General features: G+C 69.3%; 21 protein-coding genes, 1 tRNA gene and 3 pseudogenes. 11 read left to right on the top strand and 14 right to left on the bottom strand.

Annotation, left to right across the window (positions count from 1 at the left end; genetic code table 11):
* The first annotated feature begins 52 nt into the window (after positions 1-52).
* Positions 53-1,756 carry a DoxX family membrane protein gene (locus AB0A97_RS33460; protein ID WP_361157117.1) on the top strand — a complete coding sequence of 568 codons (1,704 nt, stop codon included), beginning with the start codon at positions 53-55 and terminating at the stop codon, positions 1,754-1,756.
* Between the two features lie 194 nt (positions 1,757-1,950).
* Here AB0A97_RS33460 and AB0A97_RS33455 read toward each other — a convergent pair whose 3' ends face one another.
* From AB0A97_RS33455 to ugpC, 3 genes are all read right to left on the bottom strand, one after another.
* Positions 1,951-2,676: a nucleotidyltransferase family protein gene (locus AB0A97_RS33455; protein WP_361157114.1), complete on the bottom strand. Its 726-nt coding sequence runs from the start codon at positions 2,674-2,676 to the stop codon at positions 1,951-1,953.
* A gap of 30 nt (positions 2,677-2,706) precedes the next feature.
* On the bottom strand, positions 2,707-3,126 hold the full coding sequence (locus AB0A97_RS33450) for a hypothetical protein (protein WP_031004864.1): 420 nt from the start codon (positions 3,124-3,126) through the stop codon (positions 2,707-2,709).
* Positions 3,127-3,509: 383 nt separating this feature from the next.
* Entirely contained in the window at positions 3,510-4,646 is a 1,137-nt protein-coding gene (gene ugpC / locus AB0A97_RS33445; RefSeq protein ID WP_361157112.1) for a sn-glycerol-3-phosphate ABC transporter ATP-binding protein UgpC, read from the bottom strand.
* Between the two features lie 177 nt (positions 4,647-4,823).
* Here ugpC and AB0A97_RS33440 point away from each other — a divergent pair.
* Positions 4,824-4,897: transfer RNA gene (locus AB0A97_RS33440), tRNA-Thr, on the top strand.
* A gap of 50 nt (positions 4,898-4,947) precedes the next feature.
* Here the strand turns inward: AB0A97_RS33440 and AB0A97_RS33435 are convergent.
* Positions 4,948-5,241: a hypothetical protein gene (locus tag AB0A97_RS33435; protein WP_361157109.1), complete on the bottom strand. Its 294-nt coding sequence runs from the start codon at positions 5,239-5,241 to the stop codon at positions 4,948-4,950.
* A gap of 155 nt (positions 5,242-5,396) precedes the next feature.
* Between AB0A97_RS33435 and AB0A97_RS33430 the strand changes: the two are divergent.
* From AB0A97_RS33430 to AB0A97_RS33420, 3 genes and pseudogenes are all read left to right on the top strand, one after another.
* Positions 5,397-5,599 (top strand): annotated as a pseudogene (locus tag AB0A97_RS33430) (glycosyltransferase family 2 protein); the annotation flags it as partial.
* 676 nt (positions 5,600-6,275) lie between these two features.
* On the top strand, positions 6,276-7,493 hold the full coding sequence (locus AB0A97_RS33425) for a putative T7SS-secreted protein (RefSeq protein ID WP_361157106.1): 1,218 nt from the start codon (positions 6,276-6,278) through the stop codon (positions 7,491-7,493).
* A gap of 677 nt (positions 7,494-8,170) precedes the next feature.
* Positions 8,171-8,896, top strand: a complete 726-nt coding sequence (locus AB0A97_RS33420; RefSeq protein WP_361157103.1) for a hypothetical protein — start codon at positions 8,171-8,173, stop codon at positions 8,894-8,896.
* An 80-nt stretch (positions 8,897-8,976) separates the two neighbouring features.
* Here AB0A97_RS33420 and AB0A97_RS33415 read toward each other — a convergent pair whose 3' ends face one another.
* The 3 genes and pseudogenes from AB0A97_RS33415 to AB0A97_RS33405 all read right to left on the bottom strand — a co-directional run bounded on the left by AB0A97_RS33415 (position 8,977) and on the right by AB0A97_RS33405 (position 10,311).
* Positions 8,977-9,399 (bottom strand): hypothetical protein, encoded by a 423-nt coding sequence (locus tag AB0A97_RS33415; protein WP_361157100.1) that lies wholly within the window; start codon positions 9,397-9,399, stop codon positions 8,977-8,979.
* A gap of 44 nt (positions 9,400-9,443) precedes the next feature.
* Positions 9,444-9,611, bottom strand: a pseudogene (locus AB0A97_RS33410) (GntR family transcriptional regulator); the annotation flags it as partial.
* Positions 9,612-9,801: 190 nt separating this feature from the next.
* A complete protein-coding gene (locus AB0A97_RS33405) occupies positions 9,802-10,311 on the bottom strand; it encodes a hypothetical protein (protein ID WP_361157097.1) in 510 nt (169 codons plus the stop codon).
* Positions 10,312-10,507: 196 nt separating this feature from the next.
* Between AB0A97_RS33405 and AB0A97_RS33400 the strand changes: the two genes are divergently transcribed.
* A complete protein-coding gene (locus AB0A97_RS33400) occupies positions 10,508-10,876 on the top strand; it encodes a hypothetical protein (protein WP_361157094.1) in 369 nt (122 codons plus the stop codon).
* A gap of 24 nt (positions 10,877-10,900) precedes the next feature.
* On the opposite strand, the gene AB0A97_RS33395 is transcribed toward AB0A97_RS33400, so the two are convergent.
* A complete protein-coding gene (locus tag AB0A97_RS33395) occupies positions 10,901-11,809 on the bottom strand; it encodes an AraC family transcriptional regulator (protein ID WP_361157092.1) in 909 nt (302 codons plus the stop codon).
* A 196-nt stretch (positions 11,810-12,005) separates the two neighbouring features.
* Here AB0A97_RS33395 and AB0A97_RS33390 point away from each other — a divergent pair, with 196 nt between their 5' ends.
* Positions 12,006-13,121, top strand: a complete 1,116-nt coding sequence (locus AB0A97_RS33390) for an aminopeptidase P family protein (RefSeq protein ID WP_361157089.1) — start codon at positions 12,006-12,008, stop codon at positions 13,119-13,121.
* A gap of 139 nt (positions 13,122-13,260) precedes the next feature.
* Here AB0A97_RS33390 and AB0A97_RS33385 read toward each other — a convergent pair whose 3' ends face one another.
* A complete protein-coding gene (locus AB0A97_RS33385; protein ID WP_361157086.1) occupies positions 13,261-14,274 on the bottom strand; it encodes a zinc-binding dehydrogenase in 1,014 nt (337 codons plus the stop codon).
* A 404-nt stretch (positions 14,275-14,678) separates the two neighbouring features.
* Between AB0A97_RS33385 and AB0A97_RS33380 the strand changes: the two genes are divergently transcribed.
* Positions 14,679-15,323: a pentapeptide repeat-containing protein gene (locus AB0A97_RS33380; protein WP_361157084.1), complete on the top strand. Its 645-nt coding sequence runs from the start codon at positions 14,679-14,681 to the stop codon at positions 15,321-15,323.
* Positions 15,324-15,479: 156 nt separating this feature from the next.
* Here the strand turns inward: AB0A97_RS33380 and AB0A97_RS33375 are convergent, their stop codons facing one another.
* Positions 15,480-15,977: a hypothetical protein gene (locus tag AB0A97_RS33375; RefSeq protein ID WP_031004826.1), complete on the bottom strand. Its 498-nt coding sequence runs from the start codon at positions 15,975-15,977 to the stop codon at positions 15,480-15,482.
* 253 nt (positions 15,978-16,230) lie between these two features.
* Between AB0A97_RS33375 and AB0A97_RS33370 the strand changes: the two genes are divergently transcribed.
* On the top strand, positions 16,231-17,622 hold the full coding sequence (locus tag AB0A97_RS33370) for an SGNH/GDSL hydrolase family protein (protein WP_361157080.1): 1,392 nt from the start codon (positions 16,231-16,233) through the stop codon (positions 17,620-17,622).
* A 114-nt stretch (positions 17,623-17,736) separates the two neighbouring features.
* Here AB0A97_RS33370 and AB0A97_RS33365 read toward each other — a convergent pair.
* The 3 genes and pseudogenes from AB0A97_RS33365 to AB0A97_RS33355 form a co-directional block, all read right to left on the bottom strand.
* Positions 17,737-18,397, bottom strand: a pseudogene (locus AB0A97_RS33365) (M24 family metallopeptidase).
* 360 nt (positions 18,398-18,757) lie between these two features.
* Positions 18,758-20,101 (bottom strand): erythromycin esterase family protein, encoded by a 1,344-nt coding sequence (locus tag AB0A97_RS33360; protein WP_361157077.1) that lies wholly within the window; start codon positions 20,099-20,101, stop codon positions 18,758-18,760.
* A 1,460-nt stretch (positions 20,102-21,561) separates the two neighbouring features.
* Positions 21,562-22,137, bottom strand: coding sequence for a TerD family protein (locus AB0A97_RS33355; protein WP_030022317.1), 576 nt, complete (start codon positions 22,135-22,137; stop codon positions 21,562-21,564).
* 224 nt (positions 22,138-22,361) lie between these two features.
* Between AB0A97_RS33355 and arfB the strand changes: the two genes are divergently transcribed.
* On the top strand, positions 22,362-22,799 hold the full coding sequence (gene arfB, locus AB0A97_RS33350; RefSeq protein WP_125045473.1) for an alternative ribosome rescue aminoacyl-tRNA hydrolase ArfB: 438 nt from the start codon (positions 22,362-22,364) through the stop codon (positions 22,797-22,799).
* Positions 22,800-22,959: 160 nt separating this feature from the next.
* Here arfB and AB0A97_RS33345 read toward each other — a convergent pair whose 3' ends face one another.
* Complete coding sequence (locus AB0A97_RS33345) at positions 22,960-23,478, bottom strand: flavin reductase family protein (RefSeq protein ID WP_361157158.1); 519 nt, start codon at positions 23,476-23,478, stop codon at positions 22,960-22,962.
* Between the two features lie 385 nt (positions 23,479-23,863).
* Here AB0A97_RS33345 and cdgB point away from each other — a divergent pair, with 385 nt between their 5' ends.
* Positions 23,864-25,552 carry a diguanylate cyclase CdgB gene (cdgB, locus tag AB0A97_RS33340; protein WP_125054776.1) on the top strand — a complete coding sequence of 563 codons (1,689 nt, stop codon included), beginning with the start codon at positions 23,864-23,866 and terminating at the stop codon, positions 25,550-25,552.
* The last annotated feature ends 4 nt before the right edge of the window (positions 25,553-25,556 follow it).

Genomic DNA, 25,556 nt, shown 5'->3' with positions numbered 1-25,556 from the left:
GGACAGTTCGGGGCGGTCAAGGCAGTGTCTTAAACGCGGGTCACTCGGTTAGATGAGCGTGGACACCAGAACACCCCGCACGCCTACGGGGGGACGCTCGCCGGGCTTCGATGACGAGCCGGTGCTGAGCTCGGTCAAGGTGCCGTGCGATCCCGCGCAGGTCATTGTCAATCACGCCAGCTTCCGCGTGCAGCTCGCCGCGCCCGCCGCGAGCGGCAACGCGATGGCCGACACCGCGCGCATCCCCGTGGTCCGGGAGCCGGCGGGCGGCAGACGCCGCGCACCCGTGGTGTGGAGCGGCCGCACCGAACCGGGTGGCACCACCGCCGCCACCAGCCAACTCCTCCATGCCGTACGGATGTCGGGCCGGACCACGGTCACCGCCGACGGGAGTGACGACGTCGGCACCACGACCCAGGTCCTGCCCAGGGTCCGGCTCGACGAGGAGCAGCCCGGCACGAGCACGGGCACGGGGACCGGCGCGGGCATGGGCGCGGGTACGCTCACCGGCTCCGGCGGCCCGGCCCCCACCATGGTCGGCCAGCAGCGCGGCCCCGTGGACGCGGACACCACCCTGCTCAAGGGCGTGCGCCCGACCACCGGCGCCTACGACCACTACGACGACGAACCGCCGTACTCGGACGAGGAGACGGCGGCGTACGAGCGGTACGGCGACGCGGCCAGGCGGCGCGGCGGCGACCCGACGATCCGGCACGCGTACTACCCCGGCCGCCGGATGAACCTCGGTGTCGTCCTGCTGCCGCTGCGCGTCTTCCTCGGCTTCATCAGCGTGTACGCGGGCATGGGCAAGCTCTGCGACCCCGTCTACTTCGACGGCGGCGAACGCGGCTCGATGGTCAAGTGGCTCCAGTCGCTGCACCCGTGGTCGCTGGTCGCGCCGCTGCGCGACTTCGCGCTCTCGCACCCCGTGGGGGCCGGCCTGACCGTGGCCTTCCTCCAGGTCGTGGTGGGCGTACTGACCATGTGCGGACTGTGGCAGCGGGTCGCCGCCTCGTTCGGCGCCCTGCTCTCCGCGACCCTCCTGATGACGGTCAGCTGGCGCACCGTGCCCGTCTACGACGCGCCCGACATCATCTACCTCGCCGCCTGGAGCCCGCTGCTCATCGCGGGCGCGCCGGTCTACTCGATGGACGCCCGGCTCGCCGGCGAGGCGTGGCGGCGGCTGGGCCCGCGCGTCGAGCTGTGGGACCTGCGCCGCCGGGTCCTGCGCCGCGGCGCCGTCCTGACGGCGGTGGTCGCCGGACTGACGCTGCTGGTCGGGTCGCTGCTGGGCGGAGCCGTACGGTCCGCCCAGGTACCGTCCGTACCGGAGCCCGGCGAGCCCGCGACGAACAACCTCCCCGGTTCGCCGCTGCCGCAGCAGTCGCAGCCCGGCGGCCCGAAGGCGCAGCACGGCCCCGGCCACCCCGGCAAGTCGCCGAAGCACCCCGGAAAGCCGTCGGCGGGCGCCTCGCGCAAGGCGGGCTCCCCGAAGTCGAAGACCCCCTCCGCCTCGGCCCCCGGCACGGCCCGGGCCACCGGCAGCGTGAGCGGATCGGCACCGGACTCCGGCCGCTCCTCCAGCGGCACCCCGCCGCGGCAGACCGCTCCGACGCGGGCCCCGGCGACGACACCCCAGGCACCGTCCGTCGGCGGCACCGCCGGCGGCACCAACGGCGGCGCGAGCGACAGCGGTTCGAGCAGCTCCAGCAGTGGCAGGGGGCGCGGGGGCACGCTGGGCGGCCTCCTGGGGTAGGGGAGGGGCTCCTGGGGCGCAGCAAGGCCCCTGGAGCCCCGTGAGACCCTCACAGACGAACGGACCGCCCCCATGGCATCGGCCATGGGGGCGGTTCCTTGCGTCGGCTGTCGATCGGATGCGGCACTCCTCCGATGCGCCCTCATGAGCGCTGCCCGAACGCGTCACCCGTGGGGATGGCTCACCGGTGTGGCTCAATCCCGCTGAGAGCGCAGCTCCTTGGCGGCCTCGGTGAGGTCCTTGGCCGTGTCGATGGCGCGCCAGTACGCGCCGTGCGGCAGCGGGAAGCCGGCCAGTCGCCGCTCCCGGGCCAGACGGGGGAACGTCGTACGCTCGTGGTCCCCGCGCGCGGGCAGCAGCCCGGTGAAGGCGGCGGAGAACACATACACACCGGCGTTGATCAGATAAGGCGAGGGCGGCGACTCGATGAAGTCGAGGACGTGGCCGAACTCGTCGGTCTCCACGGCGCCCCAGGGAATGCGCGGCCGGGCCAGCGCGAGCGTGGCGTCGGCGCCGCGCTCATGGTGGAAGTCCGCCATCTCGCGCAGCGAGAAGCGGGTCCAGATGTCACCGTTGGTCGCGTACCAGGGCTCTTCGGGCCGGGGCAGCGAGGCGGCGGCGTACTTGAGACCGCCACCGCGACCGAGTGGTTCGGTCTCGACAACGGTCGTGACACGCAGGGGGAGTTGTGCCTGGGACAGCCAGTCCTGGAGCACCTCGGCGAGGTGGCCGCAGGAGACGACCGCGTCCGTGACGCCCTCGGCGGCCAGCCAGGCGAGCTGGTGGCCGATGATCGGGGTTCCGGTGCCGGGAATCTCGACCATCGGCTTGGGACGGTCGTCGGTGTACGGGCGGAGTCGCGAACCCTGGCCTCCGGCCAGGATCACGGCCTGCGTGGGGTGCGGGTACGGGGCTGTCATGGTTCGCACCCTATGCGGTGCGAGCCGGGCTCACTGGACAGAGGCGACACCGGTGGCGAACGACGTGTCACAGACCGGTCGGGACCATGCCTGGGCACGGTGCGCGGCGCCGCCGTACTTGGCGACCGCGGCACGGCCGAGGGCGCGCGCGATGGCCACGCAGTGCTTGGCCAGGGAGGGGCGCTTGGTGGTCTCCTCCTGGAGGTGGGTCAGCGCGACACCGGGATTCTTCTCCTGGAGTTCCACCAGGAGCCGGTCGCGGAGCACGTCCTGCGGCGCCCGGGAGCCCGCCTTGGTGGAGGCGTTCTCGGAGGACGCGGTCAGCATCTGCGAGTCCGTACCCGGCGACGCCCACGGGACGCGGGTGACCGCGAGCGTCCCGGACAGGACGAGCACGACGGGAAGGACAAGGGCGAGGGTTCGGCCGATACGGCGGGCTGCGGAGTTCACGGGGCGATGGTAGCGAGTAGTGATGATTTGGCGACATTTAGTCACCGAATCGAGGGATCTTTTCCTCCTAAGTGCGTGCGTGATGTTGACGTACAGGCTCGAAATGACGGCTCTGCCGGGGTATTTGTCGACACGGAGCGTACGGTGACCCGTGCGATGTCCGGGCGTATCGCTGACCCGCGCGGTGTCCCGCCCCCTACGGAAAGCGGCGGTGCCGGCCCCGAAGGACCGGCACCGCCGCGTACAGAAGGCGTCAGGTCGCCGTACGGCCGGTGCCCCGCTCATCCACTGAGCGCGTCACCGGCTTCACCGGCTTCACCGGCCGGCTCTGTGGGCTCGACCGTTGTGCAGCTCAGCGACTCGGCGGCAGCTCAGCTACTCCCTCACTCACTCAGCCGCTCACCCGTCGACGTGGAGAAGACGTGCGTCTCGCCCGGCCGCGGCACGACGTGCAGCTCGGTGCCCTTCTCCGGCACCTGCCGCCCGTTGACGCGCACGACCAGGTCCTTGTGCTCGTCACCGACGACCGCGGACCCGTACACGTACCCGTCGGCGCCGAGCTCCTCGACGACGTTCACGGTGACGGCCAGGCCCGCCGGGGCGTCCGCGGCCTCCTTGGTGAGGGACTTCGCGGCGCCGCCGTTCTGCTCGACGATGTCGAAGTGCTCGGGCCGGACGCCGACGGTGACCGTACGGTCGCCCTTGTCGGCGGCCGCGGCCAGTGCCTCCCGGCTGACCGGCACGACGCTGTTGCCGAACTTCACGCCGCCGTCCGTGATCGGCACCTCGACCAGGTTCATCGCCGGCGAGCCGATGAAGCCCGCGACGAAGAGGTTGCTGGGCCGGTCGTACATGTTGCGCGGCGAGTCGACCTGCTGGAGCAGCCCGTCCTTGAGGACGGCGACCCGGTCGCCCATGGTCATGGCCTCGACCTGGTCGTGGGTGACGTACACGGTGGTGATTCCGAGGCGGCGCTGCAGACCGGCGATCTGCGTACGGGTCTGCACGCGCAGTTTCGCGTCCAGGTTGGACAGCGGCTCGTCCATGAGGAACACCTGCGGCTCCCGGACGATCGCCCGGCCCATCGCGACCCGCTGCCGCTGACCACCGGAGAGCGCCTTCGGCTTGCGCCCCAGGTACTCGGTCAGGTCCAGGATCTTCGCCGCGTCCTCGACCTTCTGCCGGATCTCCGCCTTGTTCACGCCCGCGATCTTGAGCGCGAAGCCCATGTTGTCGGCGACGGTCATGTGCGGGTACAGCGCGTAGTTCTGGAACACCATGGCGATGTCCCGGTCCTTGGGCGGCAGGTGGGTGACGTCCCGCTCCCCGATCCGGATCGCGCCGTCGTTGACGTCCTCCAGCCCCGCCAGCATCCGCAGCGACGTGGACTTCCCGCACCCGGAGGGCCCGACCAGGACGAGGAACTCGCCGTCCTCGATCTCGATGTTCAGCTTGTCGACGGCCGGCTTCTCGGAACCCGGGTAGATGCGGGTCGCCTGGTCGTACGTGACCGTAGCCATGGTGTGTCCCTTCACCGGCAGGAACGTGCCGGACGATCCGAGTAAAAGGAGTGGTGTAGTCCACTGCTGTGAACTGTCCGTGACGGTACCCGGGCCGACGCCCGGTGTCAGTAGCCCGCGGGTCACGAAATAGCGGCGCCAGGTAGGCTGCGAGCCTGGGTACACTGCACCAGGCACGCCTCCTTAGCTCAGCTGGTCAGAGCAACGCTCTTGTAAAGCGTAGGTCGTCGGTTCGAATCCGACAGGGGGCTCAGAGAGGGAAAGCCCCAGGTCACCGGTGGTGGCCTGGGGCTTTCTGCTGCTACTTGATCCAGCGGCGACGCCGGGCGCGTGCGTCCTTGGGATTCGTGGTCTCAGCCCAGGTGCGCATGCCGACGCCCAGCTCGTTCAGGATCGTCCCGCCCGTGTGGCGGCTACTGTCGTGCAGTCGGCGATCACTGATACCGGTCTCGGCCGGGGTCTCCTTGCACTCTTCCCAGGCGTCGCGCGGGTCGATCGGGTGCCCCTCCGGTCGGGCGAATACGAGGTCGTGCTCCTCCCAGAAGGCGCCCGCCTGAGCACGCTCGGCCCCCTGCCGAGCTTTGTGCTCACGCAAGAACGGCATAAGGGGCGGTGGGATGTCCAGGGGACGTTGACTCTCTCTTCTTGCTCTTCGGAGGCGTGCAGATCAGTCCACAGTCCACCGCCCTTCCGTTCCGGACAAGCACCGGCTTGCTTTGTGCAGTTCTTGGCGCACGGTTCGGGGCAGCCTCTAGCGAGGACACGGGTCTCCTGATGGCGCTGAACGCAGTCAGCCGCGGCCACTTCTCCGCCGAGATGGGGCTGCTGTACTGCAAGTGGCCTGGGCGGCGACCAGCCAGGCAGCCCGGATTCAGGAAGGTGAGCGGGAGGCGCGGTTCGCGGTTGTGGAGGCGCGCGCTCGGGTTCTGGCGGCGATGAATGATTGGCGGTACGGGGCCGCACAGTCACGACTTGAGAGCGGCTGTGGGGTGCCGAAGCCCCCTTGCAGCCGCTCTTCGCTATCTGGCCCGCCGAGTCCGGATCCTGACACGACAATGCCATCTCGCGGTGGCGGGTGAACGGTGCTCGGAGCCAGGCTGGATAGCTGCACCATGGTCTCAGCCGCGCCACCACCTCCGTTAAGGCGTGGTCATGGTTGGTCCTCCCCGCCGCGCCGGGATCTTGTCGCTGTTAGGCTGCTCTGCCCGTACGGCAGATAGGCGCAGGAGAAAAGGGGAGGGCTCTCTTGCCGGGGACTTTCACAGTCGATGTGCACGAACTCGGCTCCATCTCGCGAAAGCTCGACGAGAGCGTCACCGGGATGCGGACCGTGACGCGCAAGATGGACCAAGCCACCGCAGGACAGCTGGGACACGACTCCTTGGATTCCGCCTGCTCGGACTTTCAGTCGAAGTGGAAGTACGGAATCGGGCAGATCGCCGGGCTGGCGAACTCCATACGCGGATCAGTGGATGCCACTGCGGAATCGTACCGAGCCTGCGAGACGGGAATTCAGCAAGCGTTCGCCAAGGGCCTTGAGGAAAGTCCCCCCGGTTCTTCGTCGCCGCATTCGGCATCGGCATCCGATGCCACGTCCCGGGTCTTCGGGTAGGCGGGTGGGGAGGGGTCATGAGTGGCGGCGGGAAGATACCTTCCGAGGCTGCGGGTTTCCCGGGCCTCGGCTTCGATCCGGCACCCGGAAGTCTCTCGGCGGTGCGTGCACTCTCGGATCAGTCTTTCGAGGCGCACAGAAACCTGAGCTCAGTTTGGCAGACTCTGAACTCCATAACCCGTGGCGGAGGCGCCTGGGAGGGCGTTGCCGCAGACGCGTTTTCCGCGCAGGTGAAGGAACTGCCGAAGCTGGTCGACTCCGCGACGCAAAGCTTCTATGACTGTGGCTTCCAGCTGAACGAGTGGTCCGCGAAGCTGAGCGGCATGAAGTCCCGGTCGGCAGACCTGGAGGCTCGCGCGGTAACCGCCCGGTCTCGTGTGCGGGACGCGGAGGGGAACCCGAACCTGGGACTGGCGGGGCAGACATTCGACACCGATGAAGAGCTGCACAGTGCCGAACAGCGGTTGAACCGGGCAGTGAAAGAGCTTGATGCTGCCAGGAATGCCCTCAATGCTCTCATCCAGGACGCGAAACGTCTCAAGCATCAGCATGACGAGGCTGCGGAGAAGATCGCCGAGGCCGTACGCAAAGCCTCGGAAGAAGCTCCCGACGAACCAGGGCTGCTGGATCGAATCGGCGACGCCATCAAGTCGCTGGCCGAGGCAAACTCCCTTCTGGCGCACCAAGCCTGGGATTGGGTGAAGAACCACGCCCATGCCATCGCTGCTGTCGGTGATGTCCTGTCGACGGTCAGCGCCATACTCGGCGCAGCCGGTGTAGGAATCGCTGCTCTCGGCCTCGTCTTCCCGCCCTCTGAGATCGTTCTTGGACCACTGGCTGCGGGCCTGGAGGTCACATCGTCCGGCTTCGCGGCAGGAGCGCTCGTGCTGCACGGAACCGCTCGTATGGCGGGTGGCGAAGACGTCGTGTCGAACCGGACGCTGGCGCAGGACGCGCTGGGCACGGTCCCGTTCGGGGGCGCAGTTCGCGTCGGAGGCAAGCTGGGCACCGCGATATTCAAGAGCCGTGTGGCGGACGCGGCGTCCAACTTCGGACTGGTCGACTCCTGGGCAGGCCTGTTCGGGGATCCGTCCGTTTTCGAGAACTTCAAGCCGACAGACCGCCGTCAGGCCATGGAGATGGGAGTTCCCGGTGCCGGCCCTCTGCTGGTCGCTATGGAGAACGCGTGGAAGAAGGGCAGCGCGAAAGACCAGGACAGCAACGACGGCGGGTGAGAGACGAGCATGAAAGACGCGGACGAGGCGGCGGTAGCAGCAGGTTTCGACGGACGCCCGACTGTTGAAGTCGTCTTCACCGGGTTCGGGGCGATGCGCGCTGATCGGGTTACCTGGATCGGCGCGGAGTTGGGCTATGCGCTCAGCGCGGATGAACCTTACGGACGAGGGCAGCGCCGTTTGCTCTTCACTCGCGACGACAGCCCGGGGGCCCGGCGGCGTGCCCAGGCGACTCTGGCGCGCGTGCAGGCGGCCGGCTCGTGGAGCGCCGCCACTCAGCCTTGGCCAGGAGCTGTTCCCCACAATCCGTCGGCGGCCACTGCACCTCCGCTGATCCATCCGGAGCGTGCTGCGCGGGCACAGAGGCAGGCCAAAGCCTATGAGGGGTGGCATCCGGCGCGGCTGATCAGCGTGTGCTGCGTCTTCGCCGTCGGCTTCTTCACGTTGGCGTGGGCCGTACGTGAGACGGTGCCGACCGCAGTGGGCTCTTGCCTCGTCGGCCTTCTGTGCCTGGTCGGGGCCGTCCTCGGGCCGCGCTACACGAGACGCTGGCACCGAGAGAACCTGCAACTGCTTGAGCGCTTCCGCCGTCAGCAGGCAGCCCAGCTCCCCGTCCCGCCGCCTTCCTCACCTTCCCCTCCCGCGGGGCCGCACCATAACCAGAGGGGGAGCTAGAGTTGGAATTCAACGTACCTGCGGGATTCACGGAAATTCCCCTAGGGATGAGCGTTGAAGAAGCGCGACAGGAACTCATCACTCGCGTGTCCCGGGAAGCTCTCGAAGCGAGGCCCGCAGCCTACGAGAACCTTGTGAGCAACCTGCAGAAGGTGTCGCAGGCGCTCGAAGAGTCCGGGGCGCTGTACGCCGGAACCTGCCTGCGCTCCTACGAAGGTGAACTGTCCCTCGGCACCTTGCTTGTCACGGTGACGCCCTTCGCATTCGGGGATTCGGCAGTTGCGGCAGACGGAATGGCGCGCGCTCTGATCGCCGCGCGGGGAGATTCTTGGGCAGGAACGGTACTCGGCACCCCGGTCGGACCTGCGGCGGTGCTGACGGGCGTGAACAGTTTCCACATCCCCGCTGAAACCTCCGCATCCGGGGAAGAGCTGAATCTGCCGATGGCAGAAATACAGGTGTACCTGCCGGTGCCGGAAGGGGGGGAGGGTCAGGAGCAGTGTCTCGTCTCCTTCAACCTCACGACGCCGTGCGAGGGCCATTGGGACGCGTACTGCTCCGACATCGTGGCACTGCTGAACAGCGTGACGTTCGACGAGCCGGACCAGACGTTCCCTCAGGGAAGCCCTCAGCCCACCTCACCGAGGACGCCCATGGGCTCCCCAACAACCCCCTCGACCAGCCAACACCATGCTGATGGTGCGGAACCCGCGACACCCTTCGGCTGAGACCTTGACGGAGTTGAGCAGCTGTCGTGTTGCTGTGCCGACGCGAACGCTTCACCGCCCCCCGGGCCTACGGCACGTATTCAGTGTCGATGCGGGAGAAGAGCATTTCGCCCTCCTCGGTAGTCGGCTCCCGCCACCGGATCGGCATCTCTGATCCGTGTCGCAAGGCTTGCCGAGTAGCGGCTGGCGGTGCAGTCGTTCCGAAGGCGATACATGTGGAACCCGTTTGCCTGTAGCGCGCCCAGGTGTTCCATGGCCGACTCCCTTAATTCGAGCATCCGCTGCGGCGTCACCTCGATGGCCAGCTCCGCGTCGGGCCGAAACTGGTCGAGCAGCGGGACCATCCCCCGTACAACGAATCCTTCAGTCCCCTCCTTATCAACCTTGAACACCCTCGCGCGGGTGTTCTCCTCGGGGCTGAGGACGTCCGACAGCGGCTGAGCAGCCACTTCGAAGACGGATTCGGCCTCATCGAGCTTGAACTGCGTGAGGAGCGACGGCACCTGAGTCCCCGGAGAAGGTGAGCCGGCGTGCGGATCGGATCACCCTATGCATGGTGCTCGATCGGGCCCTCGTAAACGATCCCGCAGTACGCGGCCGATACGACGATGTCCGCCGTCTCGACCGGCTGGCCGTCCTCCGAGATGTACGTACGTCTGATGTGAGTCACCAGCGCGCTCTACTGGATGCCGAGGAGGTTGGCCTCCGCGGCCGTGTCCTGGGCCCCCACAGGGCGGAGCGGGCCCAGGACATTTCTGTCTCGTACTGCAGGATCAGGATGATGGTGACTCAGGTTGCGACCGCGAACGCGCCGGTTTTCGTCTTTTGTGTCGTCATCTGTGATGAGTAGCCCAGTGGAGATGGACATGTCCTGCTGGGAGTGGGGCGGGTACGGCAAGAGCCCATTAGTGCTTGATCGGCGGGCAGTAACCGGTCTTGTCGCCGAGGGTGTTGATTTCGGCGTTGGACCTGGGGTCGCCCGCGTAGTTGATCTGGTTCGTGCAGCTGACGCCGGGCTTCTTGGGGGTGCCGGGCGGCGTGGCGTTCTTCTTCTTGGGGGTCGGGCAGTGGCCGGTTTCTGCGCCGATGCTGTTGATTTCGGCGTTGGACCTCGGGTCGTCTGCGTAGTCGAACTTGTTCGTGCAGCGCTCACCCGTCTCCTTGGAGGCGCTCGACGAAGCGCCGTGGGAGGTCTTCGGGGTGGTCTTGGTCGAGGTGGCGGGTGCCTGCCGGCCACCGTCGGAGGCAGACGACGAAGAGGCCGACGACGAGGAGGCGGAGGAGGACGTCGACGGCGAGGAAGCGGCCTTGGTGCCGCCGTCCTGGCCACAGGCGGTGAGACCGAATGCGGCGGCGGCGATGACCACGGCGGCGGCAGCCTTGCGTACGTGACCAAGTGTGGTGAGGTGCGACATGCTTTTTCTCCCCGTTCGGCGTCGGTTGGTGAGAACAAGGTTGTCGGCCACCGCTACCTTTTCGCCGTTGTCCGACTAACGCTGCGCTAACGCGTGACGCGCACGGCCCCGGGGCGGGCCCGTCCCTGCCCCCGTCCAGTGCCGGAGGGCACTGGTGGGACAATCCCGTCATCCGTAACATCAGGGTGAGGGGACTATGCGGGACCGGGAAGCCGTCTGGCGCGAACTGGACAACGGCAACGGGGTGGCAGCCGTCTCCATGGGCTGGCTGCGTGAGCAGTACAACGCCGAATGGGGTCGTCTCAGCATCGGCCGGGCCGCCGAAATCAGTAAGTGGCTCATCGACGACGGCATAGCCCATCTGCCGTCGCCGATGCCGTCCCGGGAGGCCGAGGACGTCATGCTGTACAAACGGGAGTCCCCCGTAGGGCTGCTCATCAGGGCCGCCCGGCTGGAGCCGCCCTTTGCCGAGAAACCGGTGGCCGCGGCCTACTTCCTCTCGGCAGTGCACAGCGCTCAGGCCGCCCCGGGCTCCGGCGCCGACACCATCGCCGCCGACGCATAGGACGATGTGGCCGGACGGGCCGCGTCAGTCGGAAACGGGTACCCGCTCCACAGGAATCCACAGTTCCGCGTCCGCCTGGTTTCCGTTTTCCGAGAGGCGGGTGCGGAGGATTTCGGGCCCCGGCCTGCTCTGGTACGGGTTGGACGGAAACCACTGCGTGAACACGTCGCGCCACAGAATCTGCAGCGCTTCCGGGAACGGTCCGGAATTCTCGAAGACTGCCCAGGTGCCCGGCGGGACGACGAGCGTGTCCAGGTCTTCCAGGTCGTCCTGGTCGGGCGCGTTGGGCGCATCGTCCAGCGGGCCCGACCGGGTCACCACACCGTGGTAGTAGTCGAGTTCGGTGCCCTCCGCGCGGCTCGGATCGAGGTCGTCGCACACGGCTACGAGTCCTTCCGGCTGCTGGTCGGAGAGCGCGGTGATCCGCTGCATCGTCTCCTGGTCGATACTCCGGACGAATTCCGCGATCGCCGGGTTCGCTCCTTGATGGACGAGCGGGACCCGTGCCTTCTTGCCTACGACGCGGAACTGTTCCTTCTTCACGATCCGGTAGCGCATACTGCTGCTTCCTTCGACGACGAGACGGAAGGACATCCGGGGTTGGGCATGCAGCGGAGCACCGTCCCGCCGTGCTTCGCCCGGTCCCACACCGTGTACGGCCCGGAACGCCCGCGCGAACGCTTCCCCTGAGCCGTATCCGTACCGCACCGCGATATCCAGCAGTGTCCGGTCCTTGGAGAGCACTTCGGCTCCCGCGACCGTGAGCCGCCGACGGCGGATGTATTCGGACAGCGGCATCCCGGCGAGCGCGGAGAACATACGGCGGAAGTGGTATTCCGACGTCATGGCGATTCTGGCCAGCTCGGCCACCTCGATTCGTCGGCGGATCTGTGCCTCGATGTGATCCAGGGCCTCGTTCAGCGGTTCCAGCACTCCGGTCTCCTTCTCTTACGCCTATGACGGTAGGAAGACTGCATGGTTCCGCACCCGATATCTCGGGTCCGGTTCGGTCTGGTCCGGTTCGGTCGGGTGCGAGGTAGGAGGCGGGCTGGGGCCGGACGCCGACTGTGGCTTTGGGGCGGCGTGTTGGTGGGGGTGGGAAACGGGCGTAGCGGCGTAGGTTCTCGCCATGGCGACGTCGATGAGGGCCGAGGACTACGGACGCCGGTTGACGCGGGCCGCCCGCGCGGCGGAGGACGCGGGGCTGGCGGGGATGATTGTGACGCCAGGGCCGTTGATGGAGTGGTTGTGCGGCTACACGCCGGCGCGCTTCAGGGGGCTGATGACCGCGCTGGTCGTCACCGCGCAGGGGCAGCCGCGACTGCTGGTACCGGCGGACGAGGAGGCCGTCGTGGAGCAGGCCGCAGGGGCGGGCGCGCTGTCGGTGGCCGCTTGGGCGGAAGGCGCGGACCCGTATGGCCTTGTCGCGAAATGGCTGGGGGAGGGGGGACGTTACGGCGTTTCGGACATGACGTGGGCCCGTGACCTGCTGGCGTTGCAGCGCGCCGCGCCGGGAATCTCGTACGTCGCGGTGACGGAGGCGCTGCCGATGTTGCGTGCGGTCAAGGACGCTTTCGAGGTGGAACGGCTGGCAGCCGCGGCGGCGGCCTCGGACGCCGTGTACGAGGCGGTCCTCGGCCTGCGTTTCGCCGGGCGGCGGGAGAGCGAAGTGGCTGCGGACATCGCCCGATTGCTCGCTGAGAACGGTCACGAGGTGGTCGTTTTCGCGGTCGTCGGGTCGGGGCCCAACGGCGCCGACCCGCGGCACGAGGCGGGCGAACGGGTCGTCACCAGCGGCGACATGGTGGTGCTCGATTTCGCCGGCCTGTGGGACGGGTACGGCTCGAACACCGGGCGGACCGTGCACGTAGGGCCGCCGTCGCCCGAGGACCGCAAGGTGCACGGCGTCGTACGGGAGGCGCAACAGGCCGCCTTCGAGGCGGTCCGCCCGGGTGTGGCCTGCCAGGAGATCGATCGGGCGGCCCGGCGGGTCGTCAAGGCGGCGGGCTACGGCGAGTACTTCACCCACCGTACGGGCCGTGGAATCGGCGCCCTCCCCCACGAGCCGCCGTACCTGGCCGAGGGCGAACAACTACCGCTGGCCCCGGGAATGTGCTTCTCGGTCGAGCCGGGGATCTACCTTCCTGGACGCTTCGGCGTGCGGATCGGGGACATCGTGACGTGTACGGAGACGGGCGGGCGGTGGCTGAACGCGAGTGAGCGGGCGTTGAGGGTGGTGGAGTGAGGGGAGATGGTTGAGAGGGAGGAGATGGTGAGGGGGAGGGGGCGGTGAAGGGCTGAAGGGGGCAGGGAGGGGCGGGCTGGGCGCTACGGACGTCTGTTTATGGGCTTCCGGCTCTCGGCTTCGGGCTTCGGGTTTGCGACTACGGGATCAGGACGACCTTGCCCATCGTGCCGCGGCTCTCCAGGGCGCGGTGCGCGGCGGCCGCCTCGGCCAGCGGGAAACGCTGCACATCCGGTACGAGCCGGCCGGCCGCCGCCTCGGCGAGGGACGCGGTCTCCAGGGTGCGCATCGGCTGGTCGCCGCCCGCCTTGGCCATCATCGCCGGGCCGAGTACGTGTTCCGAGGTGATGCCGCGTTCGGCCAGCTCACCTTCGGCGAACTCCAACGGTCCGCCGGTCAGCAGGCCGCCCGAGGACCAGCCGAAGACGAGGTGACGTCCGCCGCGGGCGAGCAGTTCCACGGCGGCGCGGCCCGGTGCGCCGCCCACGGAGTCGAAGACGAGGGTGGCACCGGGGGCGTCCCGTCCGTCCAGGAAGGCGCGTACCTCGGAGGGCCAGTCGGCTTCCTTGTAGTCCACGGCCAGATCGGCCCCCAGCTTTCGTACGCGTTCGGTTTTGACCGGGCCGCCGGCGAGGCCGATGACGGTCGCGCCGGCGTTCTTCGCGTATTGGACGAGCAGGGAGCCGATGCCGCCGGCCGCTGCCGGGACGATCGCGATGTCGTCGGCGGTGAGGTCGGCGAAGAGCAGGATGCCCATGGTGGTGCGGCCGGTGCCGATCATGGCTACGGCCTGGGCTTCGTCCAGATTTCCGGGGATGTCGTGGAGCTTGCCGGCGTCGACGACGGCCTTCTCGGCGTAACCGCCCGGGTTCATTCCCAGGTGGGCGACGACCCGGCGGCCCAGCCATACGGCATCCGTGCCCTCGCCGAGGGCATCCACCGTGCCTGCGACCTCCCGGCCGGGGACGGTCGGCAGGACGGGGAGCGGGGCGGGGCCGCCGGCGAGTCCTTCGCGGAGGGCTGTGTCGAGCAGGTGGACGCCGGCCGCCGCCACCGCGATCCGCACCTGCCCGGGGCCCGGGCAGGGGTCTTCGACCTGCTCGTACGTGAGGTTTTCGGCGGGGCCGAAGGCGTGCAGCCGGATCGCGTGCATGGTGATCTCCAGGTGAGGGCGATGGCCGTCCCGCCGGGCGAGCCGGCGGGACGGGTGAGCGGGCCGTTGGCTCTCACTCTGTTTCCTCAACTTTGGTTGAGGTCAAGGCCGGGCCGCGAAATCGCGTGCGTGTGCCGACGGGAGCTGGAGCGGGTCGGCGCGAGCTGGCGCGAGGGGGCGTGAACCGAGTGACGTTTTCGCTGGTCAACTGGCTGGTCCGGGGAATTGTCAGTGGGGTGGTTCACGATGGGGTCAGTTGGTCGTGCAGGTGGGTTCGGCACGGAAGATCAGGACGGCGGTGAACGGCGGTGGACGGCGTGAGGGAGCGTGGCGGCGGGACGGGGCGGCCGGTGCGGCGGGACGGAGCGGGGCGTTCCGTGCGGGAGGGCGGAGGGGCACGGCCGGTGCCGGAGGTGCGACGGCCGACGGTGCGGTTGCCGGAGTTGCAGGCGTACGCGGACGCCGAGTTGGAGACCGAGGGGGACTACGACGGGCTGGAGTTCGCGGACACCGACCTGACGGGGCAGTCGGGGCGCGGGGCCCGGTTCATGGACTGCGCTCTGCGGCGGTGCGCGCTGGACGAAGCGGTCCTGAGCCGGGCGCGGTTCATCGACAGCGTGCTGGACGGAGTGCGCGGGGTGGGCACGGACCTGTCGCAGGTGTCGCTGAGGGATGTCGAGGTCTTGGACGCGCGGCTCGGCGGCGTCCAGATGCACGCGGCGGTGCTGGAGCGGGTGGTGGTGCGCGGCGGGAAGATCGACTTCCTGAATCTGCGCAAGGCGAAGCTGAGAGATGTCGCCTTCGAGGGGTGCGTACTGGTCGAGGCGGATTTCGCCGGCGCGGAGCTGGAACGGGTGAGCTTCGACGACTGCACGCTGACCCGGGCGGACTTCAGCGGCGTACGGATGCGGGATGTGGACCTGCGCGGGGTGGCCCGGCTGGACATCGCCCGGGGGATCGACCGGCTGGCAGGCGCGGTGATCAGCTCGGCGCAGCTGATGGACCTGGCGCCGGCCTTCGCGGCGGAGATAGGGGTGCGGGTGGAGTGAGCGGAGGGTGCGGCGGGGAGTAAGTCATGGGGAGTGGATTACAGGGAGTGGTCTGAACGTCGGAGGCGCGGCGGACCGGCCGGGGAGGGGACTGCGGAGTGGCACGGGTGAGTGGAGCGCGCGAGCGGAGTGGTCGAGGCGCGCAGCGGCGAACGTTCAGACACGGGGGAAGCGGGCCTGGAGGTCCCATACGGCCGGGTTGTCACCGAGTCCGTCGTGCAGGTCGGTGAGGTCGGCGATCAGGTCGTGCAGGAAGTCACGGGCCTCGCGGCGCAAGGCGGAGTGCTGGAAGGTGAGCGGGGCTTCGTCGGCCGGCATCCAGTCGGCGTCGACGTCCACCCAGCCGAAGCGGCGCTCGAAGTACATCCGGTCCGCCGATTCGGTGAAATCCAGCTCCGCGAACTGCGGCTGCGCGGCGCGGTTGCCGAGGGGGTCACGGTCGATCCGTTCGACGATGTCGCACAGGGCCCAGGCGAAGTCCAGCACCGGCACCCAGCCCCAGGACGTCTGGACCTCGCGGTCCTCCTTGGTGTCGGCCAGGTAGACATCGCCGCAGAAGAGGTCGTGGCGCAGGGCCCGCACGTCCGCGGTCCGGTAGTCCGTCTGCGGCGGGTCCGGAAAACGGCGGGAAAGGGAATAGCCGAGGTCGATCACGTTCTTGATGGTGTCACGCTCGTACGTTCGGCCGCGCCGTCGCGGTCGTCCCAGCGAGTGGAGGGGCCGGACAGATCGGCCGACCTGCCGGTGAAAGAGCAGTGACGGACCGACGGACTGATGTAGCGATGTAGCGAAGCACCGCAGTAGTCAGCATCGAAGTGGTCAAGCAGCGAGACAACGAACCAACGGACAGGGCAGCGGACGAGCGGGACAACAAGGCAGAGGGTGGGGAAGGATCATGACGGGTTCCATGACCAGACGTTCGGGCGTCGCACTGTTCGCCGCCGCGGTACTGGCGGCACTTCCCGTGCTCGGTACGGAGCGGGAGGCGGCCGCGGTGGCCGCGTCGGCGCCCGTGGCGGGGGTCGCAGGGGCGTCGGGGATATCGGGGACGGCGGCGGGCTCGGGTGAGGGGAGCACCGGGCGCTTCGCGGAAGCTCACGGCAGCGGTTACGGCAACGGTGGCGACGGCCACGGCCACGGGCAGCGATGGCGAGGCGGCTGGGCGACCTCCGTGCAGGCACCGAACGCGCTGAGCCCGAACTGGTCGACGCAGGGTTTCACCGATCAGACGGTCCGGCAGGTGGTGCGGGTCAGTACGGGTGGCACCCAGGCCCGTATCGAGCTGTCCAACCGTTACGGCCGTACGCCGCTGACGGTGACCGGCGCGACCGTCGCCCGTGCGGGCAAGGGAGCGACGGTGCAGGACGGGACCGTACGGAAGCTGCTCTTCGGGCGGCAGCAGTCGGTGACCGTGCCCGCAGGCGGAGAGGTACGCAGTGACGGGCTGCCGATGAAGGTCAAGGCGCTGGAGTCCCTGACCGTGACGCTGTACCTGGCCGGACCCACCGGACCGGCCACCTTCCATCAGTCGTCCTTTGCCACGACCTACCGCGCGGCGGGTGATCACCGTGCGGACACCGGGGGCGCGGCCTTCACCGAACAGTCCCAGTCCTGGTACTACCTGTCGGGGGTGGAGGTCACCGGCGGCAAGGACGACGCCCGCCGGAGCGCGGTGGTGGCCTTCGGTGACTCCATCACCGACGGCTACGGCTCGACCGTGGACGCGAACCGCCGCTACCCGGACGCGCTGGCGGAGCGCTTGGCGGCCACCGGGCATCCGCGCAGCGTACTAAACCAGGGCATCGGCGGGAACCGGGTCACCGCGGACTCGACATGGGCCGGGGAGAAGGGCGTGGCCCGTTTCCGGCACGACGTACTCGGTGAGCCGAACGTGGGCACGGTCATCGTGCTGGAGGGGATCAACGACATCGGCGCCAGCGCCTCGCCGGACTGGCCCGGCGGCCCGGCCCCGGACGTATCGCTCGCCCAGCTCATCGAGGGGCACCGTTCGTTGATCCGCCAGGCGCACGCGGCGGGAGTGAAGGTGATCGGTGCGACGGTGACGCCGTTCAAGGGCGCCGCGTACTACTCCGAGCGGGGCGAGGCCAAGCGGGACGCGCTCAACGAGTGGATACGCACCTCCGGCGAGTACGACGAGGTCGCGGACCTGGACCGGGCCCTGGCCGACCCGGCCGACCGGGACCGCCTGGCCCCCGCCTATGACGTCGGCGATCACCTGCATCCGAGCGACGCGGGGTACCGCGCCATGGCGGAGGCGGTCGACCTGGACGAGCTGTAAGGAGGAGGGCCGACGGGGCGGCTGTTTGGCTGCTTGGCCGCTCGGCGGCCAGGACTGGCAGTCGATGGTCGCGGCTTCGCCGGGGCGGGTCGGGACAGGCCGGGCATGCGGTGGTTACGGCCGGGGGCAGTACACGGGGCCTGTGTCCGTGATGGGCACGGTGTATTCGAAGTGGGCGGCTCGGCTGCCGGCGGTGGTGGACGTGGTGCGCAGCGTTCCGCCGTCGGCGGCCGGGTGGTAGTCGTCTCCGCCGTCCGTCAGGAACATCGGTTCGATCGCGGCCGACCGCGTGGGTGACGTCCCCGACACGGGCGTCGGCGACGGCCGCGGTGATGTCCGCGGTGATGCCCGCCTCCAGTGCCTGCCGGGTGGTGTCCATCAGCTTCCGGTCCACCGGGCTCGCCGGGCTCGCGGCTCGGTGGCGACGGTGGAGCTGACGACCGCTTCGTCTGCCCAGCCGTCCATGGTCACGACGCAGTCGACGCTGATCAGGTCGCCGTCGTGCAGCCGGTACGGGACGGGGAGGCCGTACGTGATGGCGTCGTTGACGGGGATGCAGAGGACGGCAGGGAAGGGGGCGGGGGCGGACTGCGGGCGGGGTCCGAGGAGGGGGAGGCGGCGCCGGGCTTGTGCAGGACCGTACGGGCCACGTCGTCCAGTTCGCGTAGCTGCATGCCGGGGAGGCGGCACTCCGTACCGACTCCAGCGCGTCGGCCGGCACGCGTCCGGCCACACGCATCGCATCCAGTGCCGCGTCTGTGGTGATCTCCACCATGGTTGGTCCTCCGTCGCTCGTGGCCACGGAGGCCGCAGTGTGGTCGCGGACGCGACGGGGGGCTTTCCGCCGAGATGCTGTGCGAGATCGAGACGGGGCGGACGCCGAGGCCGGTCTTCTTCACCGTGGCCGCTTGAGTCCGTGCGGCCGGGGCTCGGTGGCGCGGCCGGACGGCCGGGAGGGTGGCGCGGCTGGTCGGGGAGATGGGTGGACGGGTGGACGAGCGGGACTGCGCGTGCGGTGCAGTAGGGAAGGGAGGGCGGGCCCTGCGAGGGCCGAGCCGCGCTGTGCCGAGCCCGAGCCGTGCCGAGCCGCGCTGTGCCCGAGCCGCGCTGAGCCGTGTCGGGCTGAGGGCGGGTGTTACGGCTTCGGGATGGTGGCCTCGTGGATGGTGTGGAGGTGGATGAGGACGTCGAAGGAGCGGGCGATGGCGACGTGGGCGTCTGGGTGGGGGTGCTGGGTGCCGATGTTGCGGGTGGGGCGGGTGACGTTCAGCCAGGCGTGTGCGGTGGGTGAGGTGCGGCGGACGTCGAAGTAAAAGTTCCGGTGGCGGACCTTGTCGAGGGTGTGCTCGTTCATGTCGATATCGGGGGCGCCCACGGTGAATTTCTTCCAGTCGCCGGTGAGGGCCGCGTCCTTCGACAGGAAGGAACCCTGGTGGAAGGTGAAGCCGATGGGTGTGTAGTTCTTGCCCAGCGCGTCGCGTAGGAAGGAGCCCTGCGTTTTGGGGTATGTGGTGCGGTCCCCGGCGACGTAGCCGACGTGGTCGTTCTGTGCGGAGAGCAGGATTTTGTGGCCGGTTCGGCGCTGCCACCAGGTGATGTTCTGGGCCATCACCTGGTCGCGGTAGCGCTGGGAGGCGGAGACCGAGGCGGGGTCGGTGACGTCCATGGTGAGGAACTTGGTGGTCTGGGCGATGGAGCGGGCATTCTGCTCGGCCCAGTCGAAGGCGTCCCCGCCGGAGCCCTTCAGGCCGCTGATCAGGTCCAGGGCCTGCTGAGCCTTGACGGCGAGCCGTTGGCGTTCCGGGGGCGGTTTGCGCAGGTAGGCGAAGACGTCGTTGATCGGGCGCAGGCCGGTGTACAGCTTGTCGAGTTTCGGTAGCGACTGCGGGTGGTTCCGTCGTACGTAGCCGGTCACGCGGTCGAAGAACTCGTCGTTGATGCTGGGGGCGCCGATGTCGTCGCCCATGAAGTGGACGGTACGGCCGGGGTGCCGACGGTTGTGGTCGCGCATCCAGGTGATGAGGCTGACGAACTCCTCGCGGTCCCATGGAGAGTTGGCCAGGGCCTGCTTGGCGACCTGGCGGGCGTCGCCTTTGCCGGTCTGGAGGTACTCGTCGATCTGGAGCCCCGCGGACCAGCTCAGCTCCAGGGCGAAGGTGGTGAATCCTTTCTCCTCGACGAGGTGGCGGAAGACGCGGTGCTTCATGGTGAAGAACTCGTGGGAACCGTGGGTGGCCTCACCGAGGCCGACGACCTTGGCGTTGCCGACCATGGTGGACAAGGCGCGCAGGTCGGACGTGTCTCCGCCCGGTTCGGTCGAGCGCAGCGGATGGGCTGCTCGCTCCAGCGCGGGAACCGGGTTGCGCGCCGGGCGTTCTGTGTGGGCTGGGGCGGCGGAGCCGGCCGAGGTGGCAGAGGGGATGGGGGCGATGGTGAGGGGAGCGGCGGAGGAAGAAGCTTGGGCGGTTTCGGCTGTCACGGGGGCGAGGAGTGCTCCCGTTGCGATCACTGCCGTAGCCAGTAGCGCCCGTCGGTCGATGCGGTGTCGGTGTCGGTGTTCAGGCATGTTCTTCGTTCCTCAACTCGTCTGCGGCAACTTGAGAAGGATCATGGCCCGTAGCCCCATGGCCACGCGCTACGGACAGCCGCCCGGTTTTTGAGGGGGGTGGACCGCGCCGGGTGGTGGGCCTGGCAACACCTCACGGCCGTAGCCACGAGAGAGCCACACGGTCACGGCCATGCCCACAGCCACGGCCGTGCCCACAGCCACGCCCGCAGTCACACCCACGCCCGCAGTCACACCCATGGCTACGGCCTCGAAGGGCCGGCGGGCGAGGGGCGCGAGGGGGGAGGGGCGACAGGTAGGTGGACGAGCGGTCGGTGTTCACCGCCGCGGTCCCTCGTACAGACCATCAAGCCCAGGGCCGCTGCCAGAGCCCACCGGATCCGTTCGGTGCTCACGTTCACTGCTCACGCTTGCCGCGTGTCCCGACCATCCCACCGGCTCACCGACTCCCACCCGCCGCTCGCGCCTCCCACGCCCGCTCGCTCAGAATCACCGCGTCACGACATGCCACGCCGCAAGACAGGCCGGCCGCCGTGGGATCCGTGACCAACCGGTGCGCGGTGGTCACCGGGCATCGGATCGCGACGCCGTTCCGTCCTGAAACCAATCCTGTACGCCCGGGGACCACGAGACGTATCCATGCTGTCGGCCGCCATGCGGAGGTCAACCCCGTCCGCTCGGGGACCACTACGAACGCAACGCCAGGTTGTCGTCGCTGTCGGGGCACCCCGGCCCCGCGCGGGCAGCCCGGCCGCGCGGGACCACCCGGCCAGGGAACCGTCCAGCCAGGGGGCCGCCCACTTGCGGGGAGAGTGTCTCTTCGAGGGGCGGGAGCAGCCGCGTCCCCGCCAGTACCGGGTATCACCGCAAACTCCGCCCCTGCCCGAAGCGACGCGCTCCCGTAAACCTTGCCGCCCCGCCTGAGCGGCGTGCCGTACGGTCAACAATCCGGGCCCCATACGCCGCGCCCCGCAGCAAGTCTCGTCCCCGCCCCAGGCCCACCCCAAGCACTTCACCCCGCCCCAAGTACCGTCCCCCCCCCACACACAAGCCCCGCCCCACCCCACCCCCGAGCCCGTCCCAAGCACCTCTCTCCGCCCCAAGCCCCGCGCCCACCCCAAGCCCCGCGCCCGCCCCCCAAAGCGTCCCACCCCACCCCAAGCACCTCACCCCGCTCTCCACACCACCCCAAGCGCCCCCCCCGCTCTCTCCACACTCCAAGCCCCTCATCGCCCCAAGCACCCCCACCGCCCCAAGCACCCCCACCCAAAGCACCGCCCCCGCCAAGACCTCGGTCTTGGCGGGGGCGGTGTGTGGCTGTCCGAGGCGCAGGTCCGTCAGGGGTGGGCTGCGTCGGGGAAGGGGGTTCGGGGTCAGACGTTGACGCCGAAGTCCTTCGCGATGCCGACCAGGCCGGAGGCGTAGCCCTGGCCGACGGCGCGGAACTTCCACTCGGCACCGTTGCGGTAGAGCTCGCCGAAGACCATGGCGGTCTCGGTCGCCGCGTCCTCGCTCAGGTCGTAGCGGGCGATCTCGGCGCCGCCGGCCTGGTTGACGATGCGGATGAAGGCGTTGCGCACCTGGCCGAAGTTCTGGCTGCGGTTCTCGGCATCGTAGATCGAGACCGGGAAGACGATCTTGTCGATGTCCGCCGGGAGGGCGGCCAGGTTGACCTTGATCTGCTCGTCGTCGCCCTCGCCCTCACCGGTGACGTTGTCACCGGTGTGCTCGATGGACTGGTCCGGCGTGACCTTGTTGTTGAAGAAGACGAAGTGCTGGTCCGAGTAGACCTTGCCGCTCGTGTTGACCGCGATGGCGCTCGCGTCGAGGTCGAAGTCCGTGCCGGTGGTGGTGCGGACGTCCCAGCCGAGGCCGACCGTGACGGCGGTCAGGCCCGGTGCCTCCTTGGTGAGCGAGACGTTGCCGCCCTTGGACAGGCTTACAGCCATGGGGATGTCCCTTTCCTCGTCGAATCGTCGGGCTCCGTACTGCGGACGAAGCTACCGTCACCCTGCACAACGCCACGAAGGGACCGTCGGGTTCCAGCTCCCTTTACTTTCTTTGCCAATTCCTGATGCCGGGGGGCGGGAAGAGGCCACGGGCGAAGGCGGGCGGCCGGGAGGATGCGGCAAAAGAAGGTGACGGGAGCGGGTGGACGCGGGATCATGGGGGCATGTCAGGGCCCTATGTCATCCGCGGTTCGGTCGCTCTTCCGGAGGCCGAGCTGGTGTGGCGATTCACGCGTTCCTCGGGGCCCGGCGGGCAGCACGTCAACACGTCGGACAGCCAGGTGGAGTTGCGTTTCGACGTCGCGGCCACCGATGCGCTGCCCGAGGTCTGGAAGGAGCGGGCCCTCCAGCGGCTCGCCGAACGCGGCCGCCTGCTGAACGGCGGAGTGGTGTCCGTACGAGCCTCCGAGCACCGTTCCCAGTGGCGCAACCGGGAGACCGCCGCCGTACGGCTCGCCTCGCTCCTCGCCGAGGTCACCGCGCCGCCGCCCAAGCCCCGGCGCAAGAGCCGGATACCGCGCGGCATCAACGAACGCCGATTGCGGGAGAAGAAGCAGCGCGGCGACGTCAAGCGGGGTCGCTCCGGTCGCGACTGGGGCTGAAGCCGCCTCCTCGGCAGCGGCCTTCGGACCGCGCAGGCCCCCGTACCCCCGCGCCCTGTACCCCCGTACCCTCCGCCCCCCCCCGCTCTCCAGCCCGGCCCCCCTTGGCCGAGCCGCCCCCTTTACCCCGAGTCGCACCTCCTTTCACCCCGAGCCCCCCTCACCCCAGATGCCGGTACTTCCCCCGGAAGTAAGCGAGCGGCCCCTTGTCCTCCCCGGCCACGTCCGCCGCCAGGACGCGCCCGATCACCAGGGTGTGATCGCCGGCCACGACCCGCTGTTCCGTACGGCATTCCAGGTGGGCCAGGGCGCCGCCGATCAGAGGGGCTCCGGCCTGTTCGCCCCGTTCCGTAGGAATGTCCTCGAAGAGCAGTCGGTCGCTGATGCGGTTCTTCATGGCGAACCGGCCCGCAATGTGCCGCTGCCCCTGCGACAGCACCGAAATTGCCCAAAGGGGCTGGCGCTCCAGAAGGTCGTCCATGCGGGAGTCGTTGCGAACGCTCACCATCACCAAGGGCGGTTCGAGCGACACCGACATGAAGGCCGTGGCGGTCATGCCCACGTCCTCGCCGCGCGGTCCGTCCTCCGGATCGTGTGCGGTGATCAGTACGACCCCGGCGGCGAGCCGGGACAGGGCGGCGCGGAACTCGTCGTCACTCACCCCTCCAGGATGGGGGATCGACCCTTCACCGGGCGCGGAGAGTGGCGTGACGGGCGCCGCGGGGTGATCACCGGGCGTGGCGGCGGAGGTTTTCGTGAACACGCCATGAACGCTAACGGGGGCCGTAGGCTGCTCGCATCGGGCCCGGGGACCAGACGCGGCCTAGGTCCGGCGGCCGAGCGTGTCGTGCGTCCGGATTTGCGTTCAGGAATTGTAGAAGTGCCTCCAGTGGCACCTCTGTGAAGATCGCCAAACGGTCACCACGCTCTGTGACTTGAGTCACAGCAGCCGGTAATTGTTGACCCTGTGTACCGAGTGAACAGCTCACTGTGATTCAGTGGCCGTGGCAATCGGACGACACAGAATCCTGGAGTTGCTGTCGAGGTCTCGGGGAGAGCGAGCGATGGAGACCGAGTCGGAGCCATACGTCCGTCTTGCGACCCTGAGGCAGCTGCACCAAGTGGTCGCCGAGCTGAACACCGCACGCAGCCTTGCAGACACCCTGCAGACCGTCGCCGACGGAGTGATCACGGGGCTCGGGTACGAGCTGGCCGCGGTCAACCTCGTACGGCCGGACGGTGACCTCGTGGTGGCCGCGGTGGCCGGCAGCGCCGGTGCCGAGGCCCTCATGGCGGGCCGGGTCGGCTCCCGCGGCTCGTGGGACCGCCGGCTGAACATGGCCGAACGCTGGGGCGGCCTGTGCTTCATCCCGCACACCGAGGGCTGGGTGCTGGACGACGACGATGTGCCGCAGTGGCACGCCGCCGGACCCGAGCCGCGCTTCCCCGACGAGTGGCATCCGATGGACCGCCTCTTCGCGCCCATGTACACGGCCGCGAACGGCGGGGGCGAGCTGCTCGGCGTGCTCTCCGTCGACAAGCCGCGCAACGGCCGCCGCCCCGGCGCGTGGGGGCAGGAAGCGCTGCAGATGTACGCGTTCCAGTCCGCCATCGCGATCAGCAACGCCCGGCTGCGCGCCAACATGCAGCGCGCGCTGGTCCGCCTGGAGCGCGAGCAGCAGGCCCTGCGTGCCAGTGAGGAAAGCTTCCGGCAGGCGTTCGAGTACGCGCCCAGCGGCATGGCCATCGCCGAGATGGGCGGTGACCAGCACGGCCGGCTCCACCGTACGAACGACGCGCTCTGCCGTCTGCTGGGCCGCCCGGCCTCCGCGATGCGCCGCTACTCCTTCTCCGACCTCGTACACCCCGAGGACATCGGCACCCTGCTGCGCACCTCCGCCGAGGGCGGGCGCGCCGAGCTGCGGCTCGCCCGCCGCGACGGCACGTACGTGTGGGTCTCGCTGCGCAACTCCGTCGTCGCCGACACCGCCGACGGCCCGCGCTTCCTGCTCACCCATGTCGAGGACATCGAGGAGCGCAAGCGCCACGAGCTCCAGCTCGCGCACCGTGCCAGCCACGACGCGCTGACCGGGCTGCCCAACAGCGCCGAGCTGCGGGCCCGGCTCGGCGCCCGGCTGTGTTCGCGCCCGCCCGGCTCGGACGCGGACGCGTACGCCTCGGCCGCCTCCGCCGCGTCGGTCGCCGCCTTCCAGGAGGCGCACGGGTTCGGCTCGGACGGCCCCGAGGTCTTCGACGGGTACGACGCCGCCGACGGCCCGGAGCGGGGACCGTCCGGACCGTACGACCACCATGTCCACGTCATCGCGCCGTCGGACGGACCGGAGGACGACGGGGCCAAGGGGCTCGCGGTGCTCTTCTGCGACCTGGACGGCTTCAAGTCGATCAACGACCGGTTCGGGCACCACACGGGTGACGCGGTGCTCATCGAGGTGGCCCGGCGGCTGACCAACGGGGTCCGGGACGGCGACACGGTCGCCCGGCTCGGCGGCGACGAGTTCGTGGTGCTCGCGGACGGCCTGGGCAAGGCCGACGCGCAGGACCTCGCGGTCCGGTTGCGCAACGGCATCATCCCGCCCATCCGGGTGGACGGGCGCGGCGTACGGGTCGGCGCGAGCTTCGGCATCGGGTGGGCGGCCTGCGGGATGTCGGCCGAGGAGGTCCTGCAGTCAGCGGACCAGCGGATGTACGTCGAGAAGCGGTCCCGCTCGAAGGCGAGCCGGCGCGCGGGGTGAGCCG

It is taken from the genome of Streptomyces sp. NPDC045470, from assembly GCF_040646595.1.
In the GTDB taxonomy this organism is placed as follows: Bacteria; Actinomycetota; Actinomycetes; order Streptomycetales; family Streptomycetaceae; genus Streptomyces.
The sequence above is the reverse complement of the archived record's forward strand: the minus strand, read 5'-3'. Positions and strand labels throughout refer to the sequence as shown.

What these genes read in the sequence shown, in the direction of transcription:
- AB0A97_RS33460 (WP_361157117.1), top strand. Translation starts at nt 53, where the DNA reads ATGAGCGTGGACACCAGAACACCCCGCACGCCTACGGGGGGACGCTCG.
- AB0A97_RS33455 (WP_361157114.1), bottom strand. Translation starts at nt 2,676, where the DNA reads ATGACAGCCCCGTACCCGCACCCCACGCAGGCCGTGATCCTGGCCGGA.
- ugpC (WP_361157112.1), bottom strand. Translation starts at nt 4,646, where the DNA reads ATGGCTACGGTCACGTACGACCAGGCGACCCGCATCTACCCGGGTTCC.
- AB0A97_RS33425 (WP_361157106.1), top strand. Translation starts at nt 6,276, where the DNA reads ATGAGTGGCGGCGGGAAGATACCTTCCGAGGCTGCGGGTTTCCCGGGC.
- AB0A97_RS33405 (WP_361157097.1), bottom strand. Translation starts at nt 10,311, where the DNA reads ATGTCGCACCTCACCACACTTGGTCACGTACGCAAGGCTGCCGCCGCC.
- AB0A97_RS33400 (WP_361157094.1), top strand. Translation starts at nt 10,508, where the DNA reads ATGCGGGACCGGGAAGCCGTCTGGCGCGAACTGGACAACGGCAACGGG.
- AB0A97_RS33390 (WP_361157089.1), top strand. Translation starts at nt 12,006, where the DNA reads ATGGCGACGTCGATGAGGGCCGAGGACTACGGACGCCGGTTGACGCGG.
- AB0A97_RS33385 (WP_361157086.1), bottom strand. Translation starts at nt 14,274, where the DNA reads ATGCACGCGATCCGGCTGCACGCCTTCGGCCCCGCCGAAAACCTCACG.
- AB0A97_RS33370 (WP_361157080.1), top strand. Translation starts at nt 16,231, where the DNA reads ATGACCAGACGTTCGGGCGTCGCACTGTTCGCCGCCGCGGTACTGGCG.
- AB0A97_RS33355 (WP_030022317.1), bottom strand. Translation starts at nt 22,137, where the DNA reads ATGGCTGTAAGCCTGTCCAAGGGCGGCAACGTCTCGCTCACCAAGGAG.
- arfB (WP_125045473.1), top strand. Translation starts at nt 22,362, where the DNA reads ATGTCAGGGCCCTATGTCATCCGCGGTTCGGTCGCTCTTCCGGAGGCC.
- cdgB (WP_125054776.1), top strand. Translation starts at nt 23,864, where the DNA reads ATGGAGACCGAGTCGGAGCCATACGTCCGTCTTGCGACCCTGAGGCAG.